Raw genomic sequence first — 21,816 nt, 5'->3', positions numbered from 1 at the left:
ACTGTCAGAGGGTCGGCGTAGCGTCGTCCTCGACACACGGCAGACCAGCCACGGATGGATGTGAGGAAGCGACATGGCAGCAGCAGCGGACCGTTCCAAGGCCCTCGAGGCGGCGCTCGGACAGATCGACCGCCAGTTCGGCAAGGGCTCGGCGATGCGGATGGGCGAGAAGACGGTCGTCCCCGTCGAGGCCATCCCCACCAGCTCTCTCGCGCTCGACATCGCGCTCGGCATCGGCGGCCTCCCGCGCGGCCGCATCGTCGAGATCTACGGCCCCGAGTCCTCCGGTAAGACCACGGTGGCGCTCCACGCCGTCGCCAACATGCAGAAGCAGGGCGGCACCGCGGCGTTCATCGACGCGGAGCACGCGCTCGACCCCGAGTACGCCCGCAAGCTCGGCGTCGACATCGACAACCTCATCGTGTCGCAGCCCGACACCGGCGAGCAGGCGCTCGAGATCGCGGACATCCTGGTCCGCTCCGGCGGCATCGACATCCTCGTCATCGACTCGGTCGCGGCGCTCGTGCCCAAGGCGGAGATCGAGGGCGAGATGGGCGACAGCCACGTGGGCCTCCAGGCGCGCCTCATGTCGCAGGCGCTGCGCAAGATCACGGGTGCGCTCAACACCACCGGCACCACCGCGATCTTCATCAACCAGCTCCGCGAGAAGATCGGCGTGTTCTTCGGCAGCCCCGAGACCACCACCGGTGGCAAGGCGCTCAAGTTCTACGCCTCCGTCCGCCTCGACGTGCGCCGCATCGAGACGCTCAAGGAGGGCACCGAGCCCGTCGGCAACCGCACCCGCGTCAAGGTGGTGAAGAACAAGATGGCCCCGCCCTTCAAGCAGGCCGAGTTCGACATCCTCTACGGCCAGGGCATCTCGCGCGAGGGCGGCATCATCGACCTCGGCGTCGAGCACGGCTTCGTCAAGAAGTCGGGCGCCTGGTACACGTACGAGGGCGACCAGCTGGGTCAGGGCAAGGAGAACGCCCGCAACTTCCTCAAGGACAACCCGCAGCTCGCGGACGAGATCGAGCGCAAGGTCAAGACCAAGCTCGGCGTCGGCGTGCCCGCGGGGGAGGCGAGCCAGGAGGCGCCCGCCGCCGAGGCCGAGGGCGACGCCCCCGTGCCCGCGCGCGGCAAGAAGGGTCGCAACGACTTCTAGCCCATGACGGACTCCCACGACAGCCCGCGCGGGCGCCGCCGATCACGGCGCGCGCCCGCGAGGGACGCCGAGGCCCCGCCGATCACCGACCCCGAGAAGGCGCGCGAGCTCGCGCTCGGGATCCTCACGCGTGCGTCGCGCTCGTCGACGCAGCTGCGCGACGCGCTGGTCGCGAAGCGCGTCGAGCCGGGGCTCGCGGACGCGATCGTCGACCGCTACGCGGAGGTCGGCCTGATCGACGACGCTGGGCTGGCCGCGACCATCGTCCGCACACGCCACGCCGAGCGCGGCCAGTCGCGGCGCGCCATCCGGCAGGAGCTCTCCCGCAAGGGGTTCGACGAGGACCACATCGGCGCCGCGCTCGACCAGATCGACGACGAGGACGAGCGTGACCGCGCGGGCGAGCTCGCGCGGCGGCGGTGGGATCAGCTCGCCGCGCACCCCGTCGAGGTGCGCACCAGGCGTGTGGTCGCGATGCTCGGCCGCAAGGGTTACCCAAGTTCTCTCGCCTTCGCCCTCGTGAAACACTTGCGAGATGCCGATAGCCAGGACGAGTAGTCCGTCGCGCGGGAACAGGAGGAGCGGCCGGTGGGGCAGACCCTGACGATCCTGGTGCTCCTGGGCGCCAGCCTCGTGGCGCTCCTGCTCGTCGTGTTCGCCCGCCGGGAGGCCGCCGCCGAGCGCGATGCCGCACGTCGCGAGGCGCAGCAGGTGCGCGAGGACGTGCAGGCGCGGCTCGCCGACGCGAAGCGTCGCGAGGAGCACGCCCACCAGCGCGAGAAGGACGTCGCGAGCGACCAGCGCCACGCGCAGCAGTACGCGCGCTCGCTCGAGGAGCGCGCCGCCGTGGTGGCGCGCGACGAGAAGCGGCTGGACGCCGAGCGCGCCCGCATCGCCCAGGACCGCGCGCGGGCCCTCGCCGAGGTCGCGCAGACCACGCCCGAGGAGGCGCGCGCCGAGCTGGTCGCGGAGATGCTGGAGGACGCGCGTCACGACGCCGAGGTGCAGCTCCGCCGGCTCGAGCGCCGCACCGAGGCGACCGCGGAGCATCGCGCCCGCGAGATCCTGGTCGACGCGATGCAGCGCCAGGCGGCCGCCTCCTCCGCCGAGCACGCGACCGCGTGGGTGGACCTGCCCAGCGAGGAGATGAAGGGCCGGATCATCGGCCGTGAGGGTCGCAACATCCGCGCCTTCGAGGCGCTCACCGGTGTCACCGTGATCGTCGAGGAGGGCGTGAACGCCGTCCAGCTGTCCTGCTTCGATCCGGAGCGCCGCGAGATCGCGCAGGTGATGCTCGCCGCGCTCGTCGAGGACGGGCGGATCCAGCCGCAGCGCGTCGAGGCCGCCTACGCGCGCGCGGTCGCGGGGTCCTTCCAGCGCCACCGTGCCGCCGGGCTCGACGCGCTCACCGAGGCCGGGGTGTCCGGCGTGCCGTCCGAGATCGTCGACGTGCTGGGCCGCCTTCGCCTGCGCACGTCCTACGGCCAGAACGTGCTCGCCCACCTGGTCGAGACCTCCCGGATGGCCGCCGACATCGCCGCCGCGCTGGGCGCCGACGTCGAGCTCGCGCGCCGCGGCGCGCTGTTCCACGACCTGGGCAAGGCCTTCACCCACGAGCAGCAGGGCACGCACGCCGCGCTCGGGGCGGCCTTCCTCGCCGAGCACGGCGAGGAGCCGGCGGTGGTCAACGCCGTCGCCGCCCACCACGACGAGGTGCCGGCCGAGTCGCTCGAGGCCGTGATCGTCCAGGTCGCCGATGCCCTGTCCGCGTCGCGCCCCGGCGCGCGCCGCGAGGACCTCGACTCCTACATCAACCGCATGGAGAACCTCGAGCGGCTGGTGCTCGAGCACCACGGCGTCACCCGCGTGCTGGCCATGGCGGCCGGTCGCGAGGTCCGCGTGATCGTGGAGCCCGAGGAGATCGACGACCAGGGGACCCAGGCGCTGGCGCGTACAATTGCGGAGCACATCACCAAGGACTTCACCTTTCCCGGAGAGATCAAGGTGACCGTGATCCGCGAGCTACGCGCGGACGCCGTCGCCGGATAGCGCATGACTGACACCGCCCTCGCACCCACCTACCTGGTCAAGACCCTCGGGTGCCAGATGAACGTGCACGATTCCGAGCACATGGCCGGCCTCCTCGAGGGCGCCGGCTACAGCGCTGCGCCCGCGGGCGCGGACGTCGCCGACGTGGTGGTGATCAACACCTGCGCCGTGCGCGAGAACGCCGCGACCCGCCTGTACGGCAACCTCGGCCAGCTCGCGTCCGTCAAGGCGCAGCGGCCCGGGATGCAGATCGCGGTGGGCGGCTGCCTCGCCCAGAAGGACCGCGGGGAGATCGTCAACCGTGCCCCGTGGGTGGACGTCGTGTTCGGCACGCACAACATCGACGTGCTGCCGGTGCTGCTCGAGCGCGCCCGCCACAACGCCGAGGCGCAGGTCGAGATCGAGGAGTCGCTCAAGGTCTTCCCGTCGACCCTGCCGTCGCGCCGCGACGCGATCGCCTCCGGCTGGGTGTCGATCTCCGTGGGCTGCAACAACACCTGCACGTTCTGCATCGTGCCGTCGCTGCGCGGCAAGGAGCGCGACCGCCGGCCGGGGGAGATCCTCGCCGAGGTCGAGGCGCTCGTGTCCCAGGGGGCCGTCGAGGTCACGCTGCTGGGCCAGAACGTGAACTCCTACGGCGTCGAGTTCGGCGACCGCGGCGCGTTCGCGAAGCTGCTGCGCGCGTGCGGCGAGATCGAGGGCCTCGAGCGCGTCCGGTTCACCTCGCCCCACCCGGCCGCGTTCACCGACGACGTCATCGAGGCCATGGCGGAGACGCCGAACGTCATGCCCAGCCTCCACATGCCGCTGCAGTCCGGCTCGGACCGGGTGCTCCGCGCGATGCGACGCTCGTACCGCTCCGAGAAGTACCTCGGCATCATCGAGCGCGTGCGCGCCGCGATGCCGGACGCGGCCATCACCACCGACATCATCGTGGGCTTCCCCGGCGAGACCGAGGAGGACTTCCAGGAGACCATGCGCGTGGTCGAGGCCTCCCGCTTCACCTCCGCCTTCACCTTCCAGTACTCGCCGCGCCCCGGCACCCCGGCCTTCGAGCTCGAGCCGCTGCCCAAGGCGGTGGTGCAGGAGCGCTTCGAGCGGCTGCTCGCCCTCCAGGAACGCATCACCCTCGAGGACTCGCAGCGGTTCGTGGGCCGCGAGCTCGAGCTCATGGTCCTCGACGGCGGCGGCCGTAAGGACGGCGACTCCGCCCGCATGAGCGGCCGCGAGCCCGGCAACCGCCTCGTGCACTTCACCGTCCCCGACGGCGCCGACGTCCCGCGCCCCGGCGACATGGTCACGGTCCGCGTCACCCACGGCGCGCCGCACCACCTCATCGCCGACTCCGGCCTCGACGGCGGTCCCTACCGGGTGCGTCGCACCCGCGCGGGCGACGCGTGGGACGCCGCCCAGGCCGGCGATCACGACCACAGCGGGGACTCGTGCGGCACCGGCGCCGGCGCGCCCGCCGGCCCGGTCGCGCTCGGCCTGCCCTCGCTCCGTCGCGGGTGACCATGGACGACGCGCCGGTGATCATCGCGGTCGTCGGCGCCACCGCGACGGGCAAGTCCGCGCTCAGCCTCGAGCTCGCGGAGCTGCTCGACGGCGAGGTGGTCAACGCGGACTCGATGCAGTTCTACCGCGGCATGGACATCGGCACCGCGAAGCTGCCGGGCGCCGAGCGCCGCGGGATCCCGCACCACCAGATGGACATGCTCGACGTCCACGAGGACGCATCGGTGGCCCGCTTCCAGGAGGAGGCGCGCGCGGACATCGCGGCGATCCACGCGCGCGGCCGCCGGGCGATCGTGGTCGGGGGATCGGGGCTGTACCTGCGCGCGCTGCTCGACCGCTTCGAGTTCCCCGGCACCGATCCGGAGCTGCGCGCCGCGCTCGAGGCGCGCGCCGAGGCCGAGGGCCCGGGCGCGCTCCACCGCGAGCTCGTCGCCGCGGACCCGGCGGCGGCCGCGAAGATCCCGCCGCAGAACGTCAAGCGGCTGGTGCGGGCGCTGGAGATCATCGCGCTCACCGGGTCCACCCAGAGCTCCCTGCCGCGCCACGAGTACGCCGCGCCCGCGCTCACCATCGCGCTGGACCTGCCGTACGAGATGCTCGACCCCCGCATCGACGCCCGGGTCGACGCGATGTGGGAGGCCGGGCTGCTGGACGAGGTCCGTTCGCTCGAGGCGCACGGCCTGCGCGACGGCGTCACCGCACGCCGTGCCGTGGGCTACGCGGAGACGCTGCGGCACCTCGCCGGCGAGCTGGACGCCTCCGAGACGCGCGCGCTCATCGCGCAGCACACGCGCCGCCTCGCCCGCAAGCAGGCGCAGTGGTTCCGGCCGGACCCGCGCGTGCGCTGGATCGACGCGCCCCACGACCACGGCGACGTCGCGAGGGCCGCCGCCGACGCATCGTCCCTGGTGCGGGCGGCCGACGCTCACCGTCGGACCCCCTGACTAGGCTGGGCGCATGAGGTTCACCAAGGGCCACGGCACCGAGAACGACTTCGTCCTGCTGTTCGACCCCGACGGGCTGCTCGACCTGACCCCGGACACGGTGCGGTTCCTCAGCGACCGTCGCGCGGGTCTCGGTGGGGACGGCGTGATCCGCGCGGTGCGGGCGGGGGCGCTCGAGGCGGGCGCGGGCGCGGACCCTGAGGCATGGTTCATGGACTACTGGAACTCGGACGGCACCACCTCGGAGATGTGCGGCAACGGCGCGCGCGTGTTCGGCGCGTTCCTCGAGGCCGAGGCGGGGGAGGACCTCGCCGGCGGGCTCGACTTCGCGACGCGCGGCGGCCCCAGGCGCGTGACGTCGCTGGGCGACGGGCGCTACGCGATCGGCATGGGCGAGTACCGGATCGGCGACACGACCGACGGCTTCGACTCGGAGGTCGCCGCGCGCGGGCTCGACCCGGTGCGGCCCGCGCTCAGCGTCGACATGGGCAACCCCCACCACGTGGTCGCCCTGGCGGACACCGCCGAGCTCGAGGCCCTCGACCTCACCGTCGCGCCGCAGGTGCACCCGGTCCCGCCACAGGGGACCAACGTGGAGTTCGCCGTCGCCCTGGGCCATGCGGAGGTGGACGGCGTCAACCGCGGGCGCGTGCGCATGCGCGTGCACGAGCGGGGATCGGGCGAGACCCGGTCGTGCGGCACCGGCGCGTGCGCGGTGGCCCTCGCGATGCGCGCGTGGGGCGGTGCCGGTGCGCCCGACGTGTGGGACGTCGAGGTGCCCGGCGGCGTGGTGACCGTGCGCATCGACGGGGGATCCACGGTGCTCGAGGGGCCCGCGGTGCTGGTCGCGACGGGGACCGTGAGCCTGCCGGGCTGACCGTGCACCCCGTCGAGCCGGGCGAGGACGGCGTCCCGCGGGTGCATCCCGAGGACGCCGCGGAGTGGCACGCGTGGCTGGCCGCGCATCACGCCGCGGCGGCGGGCGTGTGGTCGGTGCGCTGGCGCGGGCCGCGCGCGGCCGCGGAGCTCGACTACGACGGCCTCGTCCGCGGCGCGCTGTGCTTCGGATGGATCGACTCGCGGCCGCAGAAGCTCGACCAGGACCGCACCATGCTCTACTTCTCGCCGCGCCGGCCGGGGTCCGGGTGGGCGCGCCCCAACAAGCTGCGCATCGTCGAGCTCGAACGTGACGGGCTCATGGCTCCGGCGGGCCGGGCGGCGATCGCGCGGGCCAAGGCGGACGGCTCGTGGACGCTCCTCGACGAGGTCGAGGACGCCGTCGAGCCCGGGGACCTGATCGCTGCGCTGGACGCGACCCCGGGAGCCCGCGAGGCGTGGGACGGCTTCCCGCCGTCGGCGCGCAAGGCGCTGCTCCAGTGGATCGTGCAGGCGAAGCGCCCCGAGACGCGCGCGCGGCGCATCGCCGAGACCGCGGACAAGGCGTCGCGCGGGGAGCGCGCCAACGAGTGGCGGCCGCGCGGCTGAGCGGCCCTCAGGCGCTGATGCGCAGGACGCGGAAGCCCTTCGAGCTGCCGATCTTCTCCACCGTGCCCCACCCCTGCGCCGCGATCCAGGCCGCGAGCGAGTCCGCGCCCAGGTTCTTCTGCACCACCAGGAACGCCTCGCCGCCGGGCGCGAGGCGCGGCAGCCACGTCGCGAGCAGCGCATGGAGCGCGTCCTTGCCGATCCTGATGGGCGGGTTGGACCAGACGGTGTCGAACGTCGCGTCCGCAGGAACCTCGTCGGGCAGCGCCGCGGTGACCGTGACGCCGAGCCGCGCCGCGTTGCGGCGCAGCAGGTCCAGCGCGCGCTCGTTGACGTCGACGGCCGTGACGGACGATGCGCCGCGCAGGGCGGCCTCGAGGGCGATGGGGCCCCATCCCGCACCGATGTCGAGGAGCCGGCCGCGCGGCTCGGGGACCTGGCGCAGCAGCACGCGGGTGCCGAGGTCGACATGGCCGGGGGAGAAGATGCCCGGGGCGGTCTCCACCTCGACCTCGCGGCCGGCGAGCGTGACGGTGATGGTGCGGCGCTCGTCCGCGGAGGCGGGGCGCGCGGTGAAGTAGTGGTCCTCGCTCACGCCCCCGAGCGTATCGCCCGCGATCGTGCCCGGGTGCCCGCCGCATCGTCCCTCCACAGCCGCTCGTGGCGGTCGGGACGGGGTGCGACAATGGAGGGGTATGAGCGACACAGCAGCAGACCACCAGGACACGCCCGAGACCAGCCGCGCAGACGCGGTGATCGACCGGGTGCTCTCGCGCGCCGGCACCGCCGTCGCCGAGGGCGGCACCGCCCGCACCGACTACGACGGCGACCAGTACGACCGCGAGGAGCGCGCGGCGTTGCGTCGCGTCCAGAACCTCTCCACCGAGCTCGAGGACATCACCGAGGTCGAGTACCGCCAGCTGCGCCTCGAGAAGGTGGTCCTGGTGGGGCAGTGGTCGCACGGCACCTCCGAGGACGCGGAGATCTCGCTGCGCGAGCTCGCGGCGCTCGCCGAGACCGCCGGCTCCGAGGTGCTCGACGGCGTGCTCCAGCGTCGCCCGCACCCGGACCCCGCCACGTACATCGGCAAGGGCAAGGCGCATGAGGTGCGCGACATCGTCGCCGCCGTGGGCGCGGACACGGTGATCGTGAACGACGACCTCGCGCCCAGCCAGCGGCGCGCGCTCGAGGACGTCGTCAAGGTCAAGGTCATCGACCGCACCGCGCTCATCCTCGACATCTTCGCCCAGCACGCGAAGTCCAAGGAGGGCAAGGCGCAGGTCGAGCTCGCGCAGCTCGAGTACCTGCTGCCGCGCCTGCGCGGCTGGGGCGAGTCGATGTCCCGTCAGGCGGGCGGCCAGGTGGGCGGCGCCGGCGCGGGCATGGGCTCGCGCGGCCCCGGCGAGACCAAGATCGAGCTCGACCGCCGCCGCATCCACACCCGCATGGCCCAGCTGCGCCGCGACATCAAGGCGATGGAGCCGGCGCGCCAGGTCCGCCGCGAGAAGCGCCTCGGGCTGCCCAACGTCGCGATCGTCGGCTACACCAACGCCGGCAAGTCGTCGCTGCTCAACCGCGTCACGGGCGCGGGCGTGCTCGTCGAGAACGCGCTGTTCGCGACCCTCGACCCGACCGTGCGCCGCTCCCAGACCCCGGACGGCCGCGAGTTCACCGTGTCGGACACGGTCGGCTTCGTGCGCGACCTGCCGCACCAGCTGGTCGCCGCGTTCGCCTCGACCCTCGAGGAGGTCGCGCACGCGGACCTCATGCTGCACGTGGTCGACGCCTCGCACCCCGACCCCGAGAGCCAGATCCGCGCGGTCCGCGAGGTCCTCGCGGACGTGCCCGGCGCGGACCAGGTGAAGGAGGTGCTGGTCCTCAACAAGGCCGACATCGCCGATCCCGAGACGCTCATGCGCCTGCGCGCGCGACGCGAGATCACCATCGAGGTGTCCGCGCTCACGGGTGAGGGCATCGAGGAGCTCATGGAGCTCGTCGGCCGCGAGCTGCCACGCCCCGAGGTCACCGTCGACGTGGTGGTCCCGTACACGCGGGGCGACCTCGTGAGCGAGGTGCACCGCCACGGCGAGGTGCTCGCCCAGGCCCACGTGGCCGAGGGGACGCACCTCACCGCGCTCGTCGACGCGGGCCTCGCGGCCCGCCTCGAGGAGGCCGGCGTGCCCTCGGCGTCGCTGTGACGGCGGAGCTCGACGCCTCCCACGATGCGGACGCGCTGCTCGAACGCGCGGTCGGCGCGCTGGGCGGCGAGCCCCGCGAGGGGCAGCTCGCCATGGCGCGCGCCGTCACCGACGCGCTCGCCGGCGACGAGCACGCGCTCGTGCAGGCCGGCACCGGCACCGGGAAGTCGCTCGGCTACCTGGTCCCGGCGGTCGCTCACGCGGTGCGCACCGGGACGCGGGTCGTGGTGTCGACCGCGACGCTCGCGCTGCAGCGGCAGATCTTCACCAAGGACCTGCCCCTCGTGGCGGAGGCGCTCGAGCCGGCGCTGGGCACGCGCGCCCGCATCGCCCTGCTCAAGGGTCGCGGCAACTACCTGTGCGTGCACAAGATGGCCGGCGGCTACCCCGACGAGCCCGACGACACCATGCTGCCCGTGGGCCCGACGAGCGACCTGGGACGGGAGATCGTCCGCCTCAACGAGTGGGCCGAGACCACGGAGACGGGCGACAGGGACGACCTGGTGCCGGGTGTGAGCGGCCGCGCGTGGGCGCAGGTGTCCGTCAACGGGCGTGAGTGCCTCGACCAGAAGTGCCCGGTGCTCGCCGAATGCTTCTCGCAGCGCGTCCGTGAGCAGGCCGCGCAGGCGCACGTCGTGGTGACCAACCATGCCGTGCTGGGCGTCCAGGCCACGGGCCACGACATGATCGGCGAGCACTCCGTGCTGATCGTCGACGAGGCCCACGAGCTCGTGAGCCGCATCACGTCCTCCGCGACCCACGAGCTCACCGTGACCGCCGTCGACCGCGCGGCCCGCGACGCCCGCCGCTGCGGGATCGCCTCCGAGGACCTCGACCGCGCCGCCCGCCACCTCGACGGCGCGCTGGGCGACTGCTCGCCGGGGCGCCTGCGCCTCGGGCTGCCCGACGCGCTGGCCATGGCAGTCGAGGAGGTGCGTGCGGCGGTGCGCGCGTGCGTCTCCGAGATCACCAAGCGCTCCGAGGAGCTCGGCGCCGGCGGCAAGGTGGCCGCAGCGTCGCTCGGAGCCGTCCACGACGTGTGCGAGGAGCTCCAGGGCGAGCACGGGCGCTACGTCATCTGGCTCGCGCCGCGCGACGGTGACTACGACTCCCAGGTCCCCGAGCGCATCGTCGCCGCGCCCCTCGACGTGGCCGGCCTCATCCGCGCCAAGCTGCTCGAGGAGAAGGCGTCCGTCATGACGTCCGCGACCCTCGCGCTCGGCGGGGACTTCGGCGCGATCTCGCGCCACCTGGGCGTCGACCACCCCACCACGCTCGACGCGGGCAGCCCGTTCGACTACCCGCGCCAGGGCATCCTGTACGTCGCGAAGCACCTGCCCAAGCCGGGCATGGGCGGCATCTCCGAGGAGGCTCTCGACGAGCTCGAGGCCCTCATCCGCGCCGCCGGCGGCCGCACGCTGGGTCTGTTCTCCTCGCACAAGGCGGCACAGGCCGCGACCGAGGCGATGCGCGAGCGGCTCGATGTGCCCGTGCTCTACCAGCTCGACGACCAGCTCCCCACGCTGGTGAAGCGGTTCTCCGAGGACGAGCCCACCTGCCTGTTCGGGTCCACATCGCTGTGGCAGGGCATCGACGTGCCGGGCCGCACCGCGAGCCTCGTGGTGATCGACCGCATCCCGTTCCCGCGTCCCGACGAGCCCGTCGCGCAGGCCCGCACCGAGGCCGTCGCGGCGGGCGGTGGCAACGGCTTCATGGCCGTGAGCGCGACGCACGCCGCGCTGCTGCTCGCGCAGGGCGCGGGCCGGCTCATCCGGTCCAGCGCCGACCGAGGGGTGGTCGCCGTCCTCGATCCCCGCCTCGCGACGGCGCGCTACGGCGCCTTCCTCACGCGCTCCATGCCCGACCTGTGGCCCACCACGGACCGCGAGGTCGCGCTGGGCGCCCTCGGGAGGCTCGCGGCGGGCTAGACCCGGCGCAGCACCGAGACGACCTTGCCCATCACGGTCGCGTGCGTGCCGTCGATGGGCGTGTACGCGGGATTGTGGGGCATGAGCCACACCTGGCCGTCCTTGCGGCGGAAGGTCTTCACGGTGGCCTCGTCGTCGAGCAGCGCCGCCACGATGTCGCCGTTCTCCGCGGCGTTCTGACGGCGCACCACCACCCAGTCGCCGTCGCAGATCGCGGCGTCGATCATCGAGTCGCCGGACACCTGCAGCATGAACAGCTCGCCGTCGCCCGTGAGCTGGCGGGGGAGCGCGAACGTGTCCTCGACCTCCTGCTCGGCGAGGATCGGGCCACCGGCCGCGATGCGGCCCACCAGGGGCACCAGGTGGACGTTGTCGGCGGACGATGCGCCGGTCGCGCCGGCAGCGGGCGTCGCCTCGGCAGCGGGTGCGGCGGGTGCGGTCGCGGGCTCCTCGCCCGGCAGCACCACCTCGATCGCGCGGGGCCGGTGCGGGTCGCGGCGCAGGACCCCCTTGGCCTCGAGCGCGGTGAGCTGGTGCTTGACCGAGGACGGGGAGGTGAGGCCCACCGCGTCCCCGATCTCGCGCATCGACGGCGGGTAGCCGCGGTCCAGCACCGTCGCGCGGATGAAGTCGACCACGGCGCGCTGGCGTGCGGTCAGGCCGGTCGCGGGGTCGCGGAGCTCGTGGACGGTCGCCTCGGTGGCGCGTCCGGCGCCCGTCCCGCCTCGCGGCTTCGCTCCCTGCGCCATGGCTGCTTCCTCCCGTGGAGTGGATGTCAGACCCCGGTGGTCTCCTTGGTTCGACGCTAGGGGAATCCCTGGTGGAAATCAAACATATGTTCGAGCGTGTCTTGCCAGCGTCGGAGGCTGGTGCTAGAACTAGAACACACGTTCGATAGAACACCTGTTCGAATCGAGGAGGCAGAGATGAGCATCTACGCACCGCAGACTGCGGAGGCCCAGGCACGGCGCACGCGCGCCGGGAGGGTGGTCGCCGTCCTCGTGCTGCTCGTCGGCGCGGCGATCCTGGGGCCCCAGGCCTTCGCGTCGGACGGCGCGACGGAGCCGGCAGCCGTCGACGTGTACGCCGTCGGGTCGGGGGAGACGCTGTGGGACATCGCCGCCGCGCGCACCGAGGCGGGGGATGACGTCCGCGACACCATGGCCGACATCCAGCACCTCAACGCGATGTCCGACACCGCGCTGATCGCCGGCCAGCAGATCTACGTGCCCGTCTCCTGACCTACGGCGCGGGGCGGCTGTTGGGCGCTCACGGCCCTTCGTGGCAGAGTGAGCGCATGCACTGCCCCTTCTGTCGCAACTCCGACTCGCGCGTGGTGGACTCGCGCACGGCCGACGACGGCTCGTCCATCCGCCGCCGCCGCGAGTGCCCGGCCTGCGGCAAGCGCTTCACCACGGTCGAGACCGCGAGCCTCTCGGTGGTCAAGCGCAACGGCGTGACGGAGCCGTTCAGCCGGGACAAGATCGTGTCCGGTGTGAAGAAGGCCTGCCAGGGCCGCCCCGTGAGCGACGACCAGCTCGCCCTGCTCGCGCAGCGCGTCGAGGAGACCGTGCGCGCGAGCGGTCAGGCCGAGATCAACGCCCAGGACGTCGGCCTCGCGATCCTGCCGCCGCTGCGCGAGCTCGATGAGATCGCCTACCTGCGCTTCGCGAGCGTCTACCAGGGCTTCGACACCCTGGACGACTTCGAGGCCGCGATCGCGCGCCTCCGCGAGGAGGACGCGGCTAGCGCCCGTTCCGAGGCTTCCGGGGCTTCCGAGTAGAGCTGTCGTAGCCGCCCTTCGTGGGCTTCTTGCCGTAGCTCTTCTGGGTGGGCCCACCGTCGCGCGACCGCTCGTCGCGGCCCTTGCCGCGCGAGCCGCCGTAGCCGCCCTGCCGGTCGTCGTAGCGGCGCGGGCCACGGTCGTCGAGCCGCGCCTCGCGCTCGGACAGGCCCCGCTCGCGCGCGGCGAGCGCCGCCTCGCGGTCGGCGAGCTCCCGCTCCCTGCGGGTGAGGCGCTCCTCGGTGCGCTGCTGCGAGGCACGGGCGTCGTCGCCGCGGTCGTCGCGCCGCGGACGGTCGTCCCACTGACGCGCCGGACGGTCCTCCCAGCGACGCTCCTGGCGCTGCCGGTCACCGCGCCCCGCGCGGTCGCCGCGGTCCCCACGTCCCGGGCGGTCGCCGCGACCGGGCCGGTCGTACCTGCCCCGACGCTCGGGACGCTGCGGGCGCGGCTCACGCACCGGCTGCCACGACGGCTCCCTGGCCCCCGTGAGCTCGGTGATCATCGCGAGCGACTCGTCGTCCTCGCCGCGGACCTTGCGGAACGTGACGTCGACGCCGGCCTGCTCGAGCATGCGGTCGGTGGAACGGCGCTGGTGGGGGAGGACCAGCGTGACCACGAGCCCCTCCTCGCCCGCGCGCGCCGTGCGGCCCGAGCGGTGGAGGTAGTCCTTGTGGTCGGCCGGCGGGTCGATCTGCATGACCAGGTCCACGTGGTCCACGTGGATGCCGCGCGCCGCGACGTCCGTCGCGACCAGCACGGGCACGTCGCCCGCGCGGAAGGAGGAGATCGCGAAGTTGCGCTCGGCCTGCGAGCGGTCGCCGTGGATCGCGAGGGCCAGCACGCCGGCCTCGCGCATCTCGTCGGCGATGCGCTCCGTCGCGAGCTTGGTGCGCACGAACACGATGGTGCGCCCCTCGCGTGCGGCGATCCGCGTCGCCAGCTGGTACTTCGCGTGCGGCGGCACGTTGAGCACCACGTGGCGCATGGTGGCCGGCTGGTCGTCGCCGCCGGTGACGTCGTGCGTGACGGGCGCGTTCATGTACTGCTTGACCAGGCGGTCGACGTCGCCGTCGAGGGTCGCGGAGAACAGCAGCCGCTGGCCGCCCTCGGGCACGCCGGCGAGGATCTCGGTGATCTCGTCCATGAAGCCCATGTCGGCCATGTGGTCGGCCTCGTCCATGACGATGAGCTCGAGCTCCGACAGGTCGGCGTGGCCGTTGCGGACCAGGTCCGCCATGCGGCCGGGGGTCGCCACCACCAGGTGGACGCCCCGCTCGAGCGCCTGGATCTGCTTCGACATCGACAGGCCGCCGGCGACCAGCTTGAGCGACACGTGCATCGCGTGCGCGTACGGCTCGAGCGCGTCGGACACCTGCATGCCCAGCTCCCGGGTGGGGACCAGCACGATCGCCTTGGGGCGGCGCTTCTCCGGCCGGGGGCCCGCGGCGAGCCTCACGATCGCGGGCAGGCCGAAGCCGAGCGTCTTGCCCGAGCCCGTGCGGGCCTTGCCCAGCACGTCCCGGCCCGCCAGCGCATCGGCGATGGTCGCGGCCTGGATGGGGAACGCGGTGACGATCCCGTGGCGCTCGAGCGCGTCGACGAGCGCGTCGGGAAGGCCGAGCTCCGCGAACGGGACGGCGTCGGCGAGGTCGGGCGCGGCTATGACAGCACCCGCAGACGCACGGTGCCCGGCATGCTCGACAGGGCCTGGACGGCGTCCTTGTCGAGGCCGGACGCGACGTCCGTCACCACGTAGCCGAGCTCGCCGCGGGTGCCCAGGAGCTGCGCGTCGATGTTGACGTTGTGGGCCGCGAACACCTGGTTGACGGCCGCGAGGACGCCGGGGATGTTCTCGTGCAGGTGGGCGACGCGGTGCGAGCCCTGGACCTGGTCGAGCGACAGCGTGGGCAGGTTCACGCTGAGCGACGTCGAGGCGTGGAACACGTAGTCGCGCAGGCGGGTGGCGACGAAGATGCCGATGTCCCGCTGCGCCTCCTCGGTGGACCCGCCGATGTGCGGGGTGAGGATGACGTTGGGCATGTTCTGGAGCGGCGACTCGAACGGGTCGCCCGTCTTCTTGGGCTCCTCGGGGAACACGTCGAGGGCCGCGCCGCCGATCGCGCCGGACTCGAGGCCCGCCTTGAGCGACTCGAGGTCCACGATGAACCCGCGGGAGAGGTTGAGGAAGATCGCGCCGTCCTTCATGGCGGCGAACTGCTCGGGGCCGAAGAAGCCCTTGTTGCCCGAGCGGCCGTCGACGTGGAGCGTCACCACGTCGGCCTCCGCCAGCAGGGCGTTGAGCGACGGCATCGGGGTGGCGTTGCCCAGCGCGAGCTTCTCCGCGCTGTCGTAGAAGATGACGTTCATGCCGAGCGCCTCGGCGATGACGGACAGCTGCGAGCCGATGTTGCCGTAGCCGACGATGCCCAGGGTGCGGCCGCGGATCTCGTGCGCGCCGGAGGCCGACTTCGACCACACGCCCTCGTGGAGGCTGCGGTTGTGGTCGGGCAGGCGGCGGGTGAGGGAGATCATCTCCGACACGGCCATCTCCACCACCGAGCGGGTGTTGGAGAACGGCGCGTTGAACGCCGCGATGCCCTTGCGCGCCGCGTGCGCGAGGTCGATCTGGTTGGTGCCGATCGAGAACGCGCCCACCCCGATGAGGTCGGGACACGCGTCGATCACCCGCGCCGTGAGCTGGGTCTTCGAGCGGATGCCGAGGAGCTGGACGCCCTGAAGGGCCTCGATGAGCTCGTCCTCGTCCATCGCGCCGCCGTGGTTCTCGACGGAGATGCCGGCGGCCTCGAGGATCTCGGTGGCCTTGGTGGAGAGGTTCTCTAGAAGGAGTGCGCGCACGGGCGTTATCGTCTCGCACTTCTGCGCGCTTCTCCAACTCGGACCGGGTGCGAGGCGTGCGAGCGGGTGCCCGCGGTCATGGCAGAGTGTCCGCATGAGCTCGGCGGGCAGGATGGTGGTGGTGACGCTGATCTGCGCCGCGCTCTTCGTCGCCGGCGCGATGTGGCGCGGCGTCACCTGGTCCGACGTCCGTCACTGGGGCACGCCCCGCAACGTGATCGAGGCCGAGGGGCAGACGGTGCGCATCCCCGTCGCGCAGGGCGACGCCGAGCGCGTCCTGCCGGTGGTGACGGCCACCACCACGGGCTCGTACGACTTCCTGTTCCCCGACGGGGGCGCCGGCGGCGGACCGGTCCGCTACGACCCGTGCCGCGCGCTCTCCTACGTCATCTCGCCGGCCCACATGCCCGACGGCTTCGAGCCGATCATCCACGAGGCCGTCGCGGACGTGTCCTCCGTGACGGGCCTCGCGTTCGAGTACGAGGGGCTCACCGACGAGACCGCGTCCTTCGACCGCGACCTGGTCCAGGGCCGGTACGGCGACCGCTTCGCGCCCATCGTCATCGGCTTCCAGAGCGAGGCGCAGAACCCCGACCTCGCGGGCACGGTGACGGGCCTGGGCGGGTCGAGCGCCGTCCCCGGGGCGTACGGGGACGACCGCTACCTCCGGTCCGGCGTGCTCATCATCGACTGGGAGGACGTCGCGGACATCCGCGACGACGGCGACGACCTCGCGCGCGCCGTGGTCGAGCACGAGCTGGGCCACGTCGTGGGCCTCGCCCACGTGGGCGACAAGCACGAGCTCATGCACGAGTCAAACCTCAGCCTCATCGACTGGGGCCCGGGCGACCTCGCGGGCCTCGCGCTCGCGGGCGCGGGCGGGTGCGAGGGCCGCTAGGGACGATGCGCGGGCCGGGGCCCACGCCGGGGTCGCCGAGGGCGGCCTAGAGGGTGAGGCCCTCCGGCAGCGGCGTGGCGTGCACCACCTCGAGCCGGCGCGTGGGCCGCGTGAGCGCCACGTACAGGTCGCCGGGCCGCTCCGCGATCTCCGCGGGTTCGACCACCACGGCCACGTCGAACTCGAGACCCTTCGACTCGCGCGCCGTGTAGATCTCGATGGTCGGCGAGCCGAGCGCGGTGCGGAGGGACGCGTGCAGCCGCGGCGGGGCGATCACGGCGACCAGGCCGCGGTCGCCCTCGGAGAACGCCGCCTCGTGGCCGCGGGCGATGCGCGCCGCCGTCGCCACCGGGTCCTTGCCGCGGGTGGCGCCCGCAGCATCGTCCAGCTCGCGCGCCGCGCGCAGGTCGCTCACCGGCAGGCGCGCCGCCTTCGCGTACGTCTGCGCAGCGTCGGCCACCGCGGCGGGGATGCGGTAGGAGATGGTGAGCTCGCGGAGCTCCCAGCCGGCCTGGAACAGCGGGTCCATGGTCTCGGGCCACCAGCGCGTGCCGGCCACCGAGGTGGTCTGGGCGACGTCGCCGACGATCGTGAAGGACCGGGTGGGGCAGCGGCGCAGCAGCATCCGCCATGCCATCGGGCTGAGCTCCTGGGCCTCGTCGACCACCACGTGGCCGTAGGTCCACGAGCGGTCGTTGCGCGCGCGCTCCGCGACGGACAGTCGCGCGGTGCCGCCCTTCATGCGGCTCGCCAGCGCCTCCGCGGTCACCATGCCGCCGTCGCCGAACGTCTCGAGCACGTCCTTGGCGTACTGGATCTCCTCCGCCGACGGCTCGTCCGCGCGGCGACCCCGGCCGCCGGGCATCTCGCCGAGCAGCTCCGCCGCCTCGTCGAGCAGCGGCACGTCCGCCTCGGTGAACGGCGCGTGCGGGGGCCGCAGCAGCAGGTCGCGGTCGCCCTCGGGCAGCATGCGGGCCGCGTGGTCGAGCAGGTGCGGCTTCGAGAACAGGTCGCGCAACAGCTGCTCGGGGGTGATGGGCAGCCAGCACAGGTTGATGGCGATGCGCACGTTGCGGTCGTCGCGCACGTCGCGCTCGAGCTCGATCCGGTCCTCGTCCGAGTAGACCTCGAGCTGCTCCACCAGCTGGCGGGTGAGGCGGCCGATCATGTCCTTCGCGAACGAGGCGCGCGCCTCGTTGTGGGGGCGGCCCTCGCGGCGCGCGCGTCCCTGGGCGTCCCTGACGTCCGAGCGGCGGATCACCACGGTGCGGCCGTCGATGCGGATCTCGCGGTCGGCGCGCGGGACGCGCTGGCGCTCGCGGACGGCGTTCTTCACCACGTCGGACATGACCGTGCGGCCCTTGACCTCGGCCGCGCCGTCGCCCTCCACCGCGGTGACGTCGATGCCGGGGACCAGGCCCGCCAGGGTGGTCGACACGGCACCGGTCTCGCCCAGCGACGGGAGCACGTGGTCGATGTAGCGCAGGAAGGTCTTCGAGGGGCCGATGAGGAGCACGCCTCGCGACTCGAGCTGCTCGCGGTGGTGGTAGAGCAGGTAGGCGGCACGGTGGAGCGCGACGGCGGTCTTGCCGGAGCCCGGTCCGCCCTGCACCACCAGCGCGCCGCTCATCGGGGCGCGGATCACGGCGTCCTGCTCGGCCTGGATGGTCGCGACGATGTCGCCCATCCGGCCGGTACGGCGAGCGCCGAGGGCGGCGAGAAGGGCGCCCTCGCCCGCCAGCGCATCGTCCATCCCCATCTCCCGCAACGCCTCGACGTCCAGGACGTCGTCCTCGACGGCGGTGACGCGGCGGCCCTGCGTGGTGAGGTGGCGGCGGTTGACCACGGCGCCCGGGTTGGCGGCGGTGGCGGAGTAGAAGGCGCGCGCGGCGGGGGCGCGCCAGTCGGTGAGCAGCGGGACGTGCTCGGAGTCGGAGAGCCCGATGCGGCCCACGTAGAAGCGCTCGCCGTCGCGCAGGTCGAGACGGCCGAAGCAGAGGCGGTCCTCGACGGCGTCGAGCTGGGCGATGCGGTCCTCGTACAGCGTCGCGAAGGCGTCGCGCTCGGAGCGGTTCTGCGGCGAGCCCGAGGGGCCCTCCCTGCGGATCGCCGCGAGCCTGCCGTCGGCCTCGCCGCGCAGCTCGTCGAGCCGCCCGTAGAGCCCGTCGACCACCTGCTGCTCGGACGTGAGCCCGCTGCGCTCCGCCGTGAGGCCTCGCTCGTTCGCCATCGGCATACCCTCCGCACCCCCTGCGTTGTCCTCAGGGCAGTCCCTCATTATCGCGCAGTCGCGCGACCACCGGAAGCACCACCGCCGCGTGCGGGTTTCGCGGAGGGCGAGAACGGCGGCCGTCGGGGGCCGACGGTGGAAGGATGGATGATCATGGAACGACCTCTGCTGAGCTGGGACCCGGAGGGCGTGCAGGCCTGGGCCGCCGCCGCTCCGAAGGAGGACGCCGTGCTCCTCCACTCGCTGCGCGGCTTCATCGACGCGGGCCGTGCCGGCGCGCTGGTGGCCGACCACATCCTCGAGGAGGGCGACCCCATCCGGGTCGCGACGTTCGACATCGACCAGCTGCTCGACTACCGCTCGCGCCGCCCCGAGATGACGTTCTCCGTCAACCAGTGGACCGCGTACGACGAGCCGCACCTCGCGCTCGACATGGTGCGCGATCAGGAGGGCGCCGCCTTCCTGCTGCTGCACGGCTTCGAGCCGGACATCCAGTGGGAGCGCTACATCGCGACGGTGCGCGAGGCGCACGACCGCCTGGGGGTGAACCTCACCCTGGGATCGCACGGCATCCCCATGGCCGTGCCGCACACGCGCCCGCTCACCGCGACCATCCACGGCACCGATCCGGACCTGCTGCCCGACACCCCCACGATGTTCGGCACGGTCACCGTGCCCGCCTCCGCGCAGAACCTGCTCGAGTACCGGTTCGGCCAGTGGGGGCTGCCGGCCGTCAACGTCGCGGTGCACGTGCCGCACTACCTCGCGCAGTCGTCCTACCCGCAGGCGGCGCAGCGCGCGCTCGAGGGGCTCGAGGACCTCTCCGGGCTCGACCTCGACCCCGGCGCGCTCGACGCCGCCGCGGCTCGCGCGACCGAGGAGATCGACCGCCAGCTCGCGGAGAGCGAGGAGGTCCAGGCGCTGGTCGAGGCGCTCGAGAACCAGTACGACGCGTTCCACGAGGCGCGCGGCCAGGGGCTGCCGATCGAGGGCGGGCTGCCCTCCGCCGACGAGATCGCGGCGGAGTTCGAGAAGTTCCTCGCGCAGGAGCGACGGGATCCCCCCACTCAGCCCTGATTTCTGCCATGCTTGCCCCGGTTGCAAGAACGTAGTGTGCATGAACCTGTCTCACCTGGGTCGGGGAGCGGCATTGCGGCGACAAGGTGGGGCACGGGGCCCCGCCTTCCCGTCCTCCGGGCAAGAAGGTAAGGAATGACAGGCATGGCACAGGGCTCTGTGAAGTGGTTCAACGCGGAGAAGGGTTACGGCTTCATCGCTCAGGACGGTGGCGGCGCGGACGTCTTCGTTCACTACTCGGCGATCGAGACCGACGGCTACCGCTCCCTCGAGGAGGCGCAGCGCGTCGAGTTCGAGGTGACCAACGGCCCGAAGGGCCCGCAGGCGGAGAAGGTCCGCCCGCTCTGAATTCGAGCATCGACGGCCGTCGTCCCGCAAGGGGCGGCGGCCGTCGCCGTCTCCGGGGACGATGCGGGGGCCGGGTACGGTTCAGCCGCGCCAGTCGGTCGCGACACCGGTGGGCAGCGGCGCGGACCCCGCGTACCGCCGCAGCGCGGCGAGATCCAGCGTGCCCCCCGCGACCGCGGCCAGCACCACGTTGCCCCGTCGCCTCCCCTTGAGGACGGCGTGCTCGCCGATCGCGACCACCTCGCCGAACGCCTCGCGCGCGGCCGCCGCGTCCGCCGCCGCGGTCCGGTCGCCGGGACGCGTGCCGACGTTCGCGAGCACCAGGCCGCCCGGGCGCAGCGCGCGCGCCGCGTGCGCCCACCACTCGTCGCCGGCGAGCGCGGGCGGGGTCGTGTCTCCCGCGAACGCGTCGCGCACCACCAGGTCCAGGCTCGCATCGCGCCTGCTCGCGACGGCCTCGAGGCCGTCCTGGGCGCGGATCCGCAGGCGCGGCGCGCGGGGCAGGTCCCACCAGGTGCGCACCAGCTCGGGCAGCGTCGCGTCGACGTCGACCGCGATGTGACCGGAGTCGGGGAGGCGGTGCGCGAGGTGCCGAGGGAAGGCGCAGGCGGCGGCCCCGACGTGCAGTGCGAGCAGGCGCGGCGGGAGACCCCACGCGTCCACGGCGGCGGACAGGTGGCGCATGTACTCGAAGGCGAGCTCGCCCGGATCGGGGTCGAGCGGGGAGCTGGGAACTCCGTTGACCCATAGGAACGTTGTCCCATCGGGCTCGTCTCGCAGCTCGGCGACGCCGGTCGCGATCGGGAACTCGACGCCTCGGGGCACGTCGGGCGCGATCCGGGTCCGCTGGCGTGGCATGGCCTCACCCTAGACGCTCGTCTAGCCCGGGGGACGCGCGACGGATAGACTTGACCATACGGTGCATCAGAAGGAGGGCGAGATGCCGCTGTCGGAATACGAGCAGCGCGTTCTTGAGCAGCTCGAGAGGGATCTCGGCTCGGACGCCAAGCTCGGCTCTGCGATGGCGCGGGCGTCGAGGCCCCGCGGTCGCTACGTGTGGGCCGGGGTCGGCGTCGTCGCCGGTCTCGGGATCGTGGTGACGGGCGCCGTCACCCAGCTGATCGTCGTCGGCGTGGCCGGGTTCGCGGTCATGCTGGCCGCCGCCGTGTGGGCGCTGCTCGCCCCCCGTCCCGTCGGCAGCCGCCCCGTCGCCTCGAGCGGAGGGGACGCCCGTCGTCGCAAGGCCGACAAGGGCTTCATGACCCGCATGGAGGAGCGCTTCGAGCGCCGTCGCGAGCAGGGCGACATCTAAGGTCCGCAGTTCAGTCGCGCCGCAG

The 21,816-nt window shown here is 73.1% G+C and carries 21 protein-coding genes; 15 read left to right on the top strand and 6 right to left on the bottom strand.

Translation table 11 applies throughout. The annotated features are described in order from the left end of the window. Positions 1-73 precede the first annotated feature (73 nt). Genes recA through AOM05_RS11785 form a run of 7 tightly spaced genes read left to right on the top strand, consistent with a single transcriptional unit; the run spans position 74 to position 7,158 of the window. Positions 74-1,165, top strand: a complete 1,092-nt coding sequence (gene recA, locus AOM05_RS11815) for a recombinase RecA (protein WP_062522483.1) — start codon at positions 74-76, stop codon at positions 1,163-1,165. 3 nt (positions 1,166-1,168) lie between these two features. Next, the gene (locus AOM05_RS11810) at positions 1,169-1,723 is read left to right on the top strand and encodes a regulatory protein RecX (protein ID WP_062522481.1); all 555 of its coding nucleotides are present in this window, start codon (positions 1,169-1,171) and stop codon (positions 1,721-1,723) included. Between the two features lie 30 nt (positions 1,724-1,753). Continuing rightward, on the top strand, positions 1,754-3,214 hold the full coding sequence (rny, locus tag AOM05_RS11805) for a ribonuclease Y (RefSeq protein WP_062522479.1): 1,461 nt from the start codon (positions 1,754-1,756) through the stop codon (positions 3,212-3,214). A gap of 3 nt (positions 3,215-3,217) precedes the next feature. Further along, the gene (gene miaB / locus AOM05_RS11800; RefSeq protein WP_062522477.1) at positions 3,218-4,726 is read left to right on the top strand and encodes a tRNA (N6-isopentenyl adenosine(37)-C2)-methylthiotransferase MiaB; all 1,509 of its coding nucleotides are present in this window, start codon (positions 3,218-3,220) and stop codon (positions 4,724-4,726) included. A gap of 2 nt (positions 4,727-4,728) precedes the next feature. Further along, positions 4,729-5,673, top strand: coding sequence for a tRNA (adenosine(37)-N6)-dimethylallyltransferase MiaA (gene miaA / locus AOM05_RS11795; RefSeq protein ID WP_062522475.1), 945 nt, complete (start codon positions 4,729-4,731; stop codon positions 5,671-5,673). 13 nt (positions 5,674-5,686) lie between these two features. Beyond that, on the top strand, positions 5,687-6,550 hold the full coding sequence (gene dapF / locus AOM05_RS11790) for a diaminopimelate epimerase (RefSeq protein WP_062522473.1): 864 nt from the start codon (positions 5,687-5,689) through the stop codon (positions 6,548-6,550). Positions 6,551-6,552: 2 nt separating this feature from the next. Then, on the top strand, positions 6,553-7,158 hold the full coding sequence (locus tag AOM05_RS11785; RefSeq protein ID WP_062522471.1) for a YdeI/OmpD-associated family protein: 606 nt from the start codon (positions 6,553-6,555) through the stop codon (positions 7,156-7,158). Positions 7,159-7,165: 7 nt separating this feature from the next. Here the strand turns inward: AOM05_RS11785 and AOM05_RS11780 are convergent, their stop codons facing one another. Beyond that, the gene (locus AOM05_RS11780) at positions 7,166-7,753 is read right to left on the bottom strand and encodes a class I SAM-dependent methyltransferase (protein WP_062522470.1); all 588 of its coding nucleotides are present in this window, start codon (positions 7,751-7,753) and stop codon (positions 7,166-7,168) included. 100 nt (positions 7,754-7,853) lie between these two features. On the opposite strand from AOM05_RS11780, the gene hflX reads away from it, so the two are divergent. Both hflX and AOM05_RS11770 read left to right on the top strand, forming a co-directional pair. Next, complete coding sequence (hflX, locus tag AOM05_RS11775; protein WP_062522468.1) at positions 7,854-9,356, top strand: GTPase HflX; 1,503 nt, start codon at positions 7,854-7,856, stop codon at positions 9,354-9,356. Continuing rightward, positions 9,353-11,284: an ATP-dependent DNA helicase gene (locus AOM05_RS11770; RefSeq protein ID WP_062522467.1), complete on the top strand. Its 1,932-nt coding sequence runs from the start codon at positions 9,353-9,355 to the stop codon at positions 11,282-11,284. Before hflX ends, AOM05_RS11770 begins: the two co-directional genes overlap by 4 nt. On the opposite strand, the gene lexA is transcribed toward AOM05_RS11770, so the two are convergent. After that, positions 11,281-12,033 (bottom strand): transcriptional repressor LexA, encoded by a 753-nt coding sequence (gene lexA, locus AOM05_RS11765; RefSeq protein ID WP_062522465.1) that lies wholly within the window; start codon positions 12,031-12,033, stop codon positions 11,281-11,283. The genes AOM05_RS11770 and lexA overlap by 4 nt on opposite strands. 177 nt (positions 12,034-12,210) lie before the next feature. On the opposite strand from lexA, the gene AOM05_RS11760 reads away from it, so the two are divergent. Both AOM05_RS11760 and nrdR read left to right on the top strand, forming a co-directional pair. Further along, positions 12,211-12,525 carry a LysM peptidoglycan-binding domain-containing protein gene (locus AOM05_RS11760; protein WP_062522463.1) on the top strand — a complete coding sequence of 105 codons (315 nt, stop codon included), beginning with the start codon at positions 12,211-12,213 and terminating at the stop codon, positions 12,523-12,525. Between the two features lie 56 nt (positions 12,526-12,581). Then, a complete protein-coding gene (gene nrdR, locus AOM05_RS11755) occupies positions 12,582-13,067 on the top strand; it encodes a transcriptional regulator NrdR (RefSeq protein WP_062522460.1) in 486 nt (161 codons plus the stop codon). On the opposite strand, the gene AOM05_RS14655 is transcribed toward nrdR, so the two are convergent. Both AOM05_RS14655 and serA read right to left on the bottom strand, forming a co-directional pair. After that, entirely contained in the window at positions 13,030-14,628 is a 1,599-nt protein-coding gene (locus AOM05_RS14655; protein ID WP_228373290.1) for a DEAD/DEAH box helicase, read from the bottom strand. The genes nrdR and AOM05_RS14655 overlap by 38 nt on opposite strands. A 101-nt stretch (positions 14,629-14,729) precedes the next feature. Then, positions 14,730-15,935 carry a phosphoglycerate dehydrogenase gene (serA, locus tag AOM05_RS14650; RefSeq protein ID WP_062522528.1) on the bottom strand — a complete coding sequence of 402 codons (1,206 nt, stop codon included), beginning with the start codon at positions 15,933-15,935 and terminating at the stop codon, positions 14,730-14,732. Between the two features lie 85 nt (positions 15,936-16,020). Between serA and AOM05_RS11740 the strand changes: the two genes are divergently transcribed. Then, the gene (locus tag AOM05_RS11740) at positions 16,021-16,824 is read left to right on the top strand and encodes a hypothetical protein (RefSeq protein ID WP_062522456.1); all 804 of its coding nucleotides are present in this window, start codon (positions 16,021-16,023) and stop codon (positions 16,822-16,824) included. 46 nt (positions 16,825-16,870) lie between these two features. On the opposite strand, the gene AOM05_RS11735 is transcribed toward AOM05_RS11740, so the two are convergent. Continuing rightward, a complete protein-coding gene (locus AOM05_RS11735) occupies positions 16,871-19,054 on the bottom strand; it encodes a HelD family protein (protein ID WP_062522455.1) in 2,184 nt (727 codons plus the stop codon). A 153-nt stretch (positions 19,055-19,207) separates the two neighbouring features. On the opposite strand from AOM05_RS11735, the gene AOM05_RS11730 reads away from it, so the two are divergent. Next, on the top strand, positions 19,208-20,131 hold the full coding sequence (locus AOM05_RS11730) for a PAC2 family protein (RefSeq protein WP_062522527.1): 924 nt from the start codon (positions 19,208-19,210) through the stop codon (positions 20,129-20,131). Positions 20,132-20,275: 144 nt separating this feature from the next. Then, positions 20,276-20,479 carry a cold-shock protein gene (locus AOM05_RS11725; protein ID WP_062294355.1) on the top strand — a complete coding sequence of 68 codons (204 nt, stop codon included), beginning with the start codon at positions 20,276-20,278 and terminating at the stop codon, positions 20,477-20,479. Between the two features lie 81 nt (positions 20,480-20,560). Here AOM05_RS11725 and AOM05_RS11720 read toward each other — a convergent pair whose 3' ends face one another. Further along, the gene (locus AOM05_RS11720) at positions 20,561-21,337 is read right to left on the bottom strand and encodes a spermidine synthase (protein ID WP_062522453.1); all 777 of its coding nucleotides are present in this window, start codon (positions 21,335-21,337) and stop codon (positions 20,561-20,563) included. An 82-nt stretch (positions 21,338-21,419) separates the two neighbouring features. Between AOM05_RS11720 and AOM05_RS11715 the strand changes: the two genes are divergently transcribed. Further along, positions 21,420-21,791, top strand: a complete 372-nt coding sequence (locus tag AOM05_RS11715) for an SCO2097 family morphological protein (protein WP_062522525.1) — start codon at positions 21,420-21,422, stop codon at positions 21,789-21,791. Positions 21,792-21,816 lie beyond the last annotated feature (25 nt).

Origin of the sequence: Demequina silvatica (assembly GCF_000971215.1) — a bacterium.
GTDB classification, from domain to species: Bacteria; Actinomycetota; Actinomycetes; order Actinomycetales; family Demequinaceae; genus Demequina; species Demequina silvatica.
This window is presented reverse-complemented; position numbering and strand designations above follow the sequence as displayed.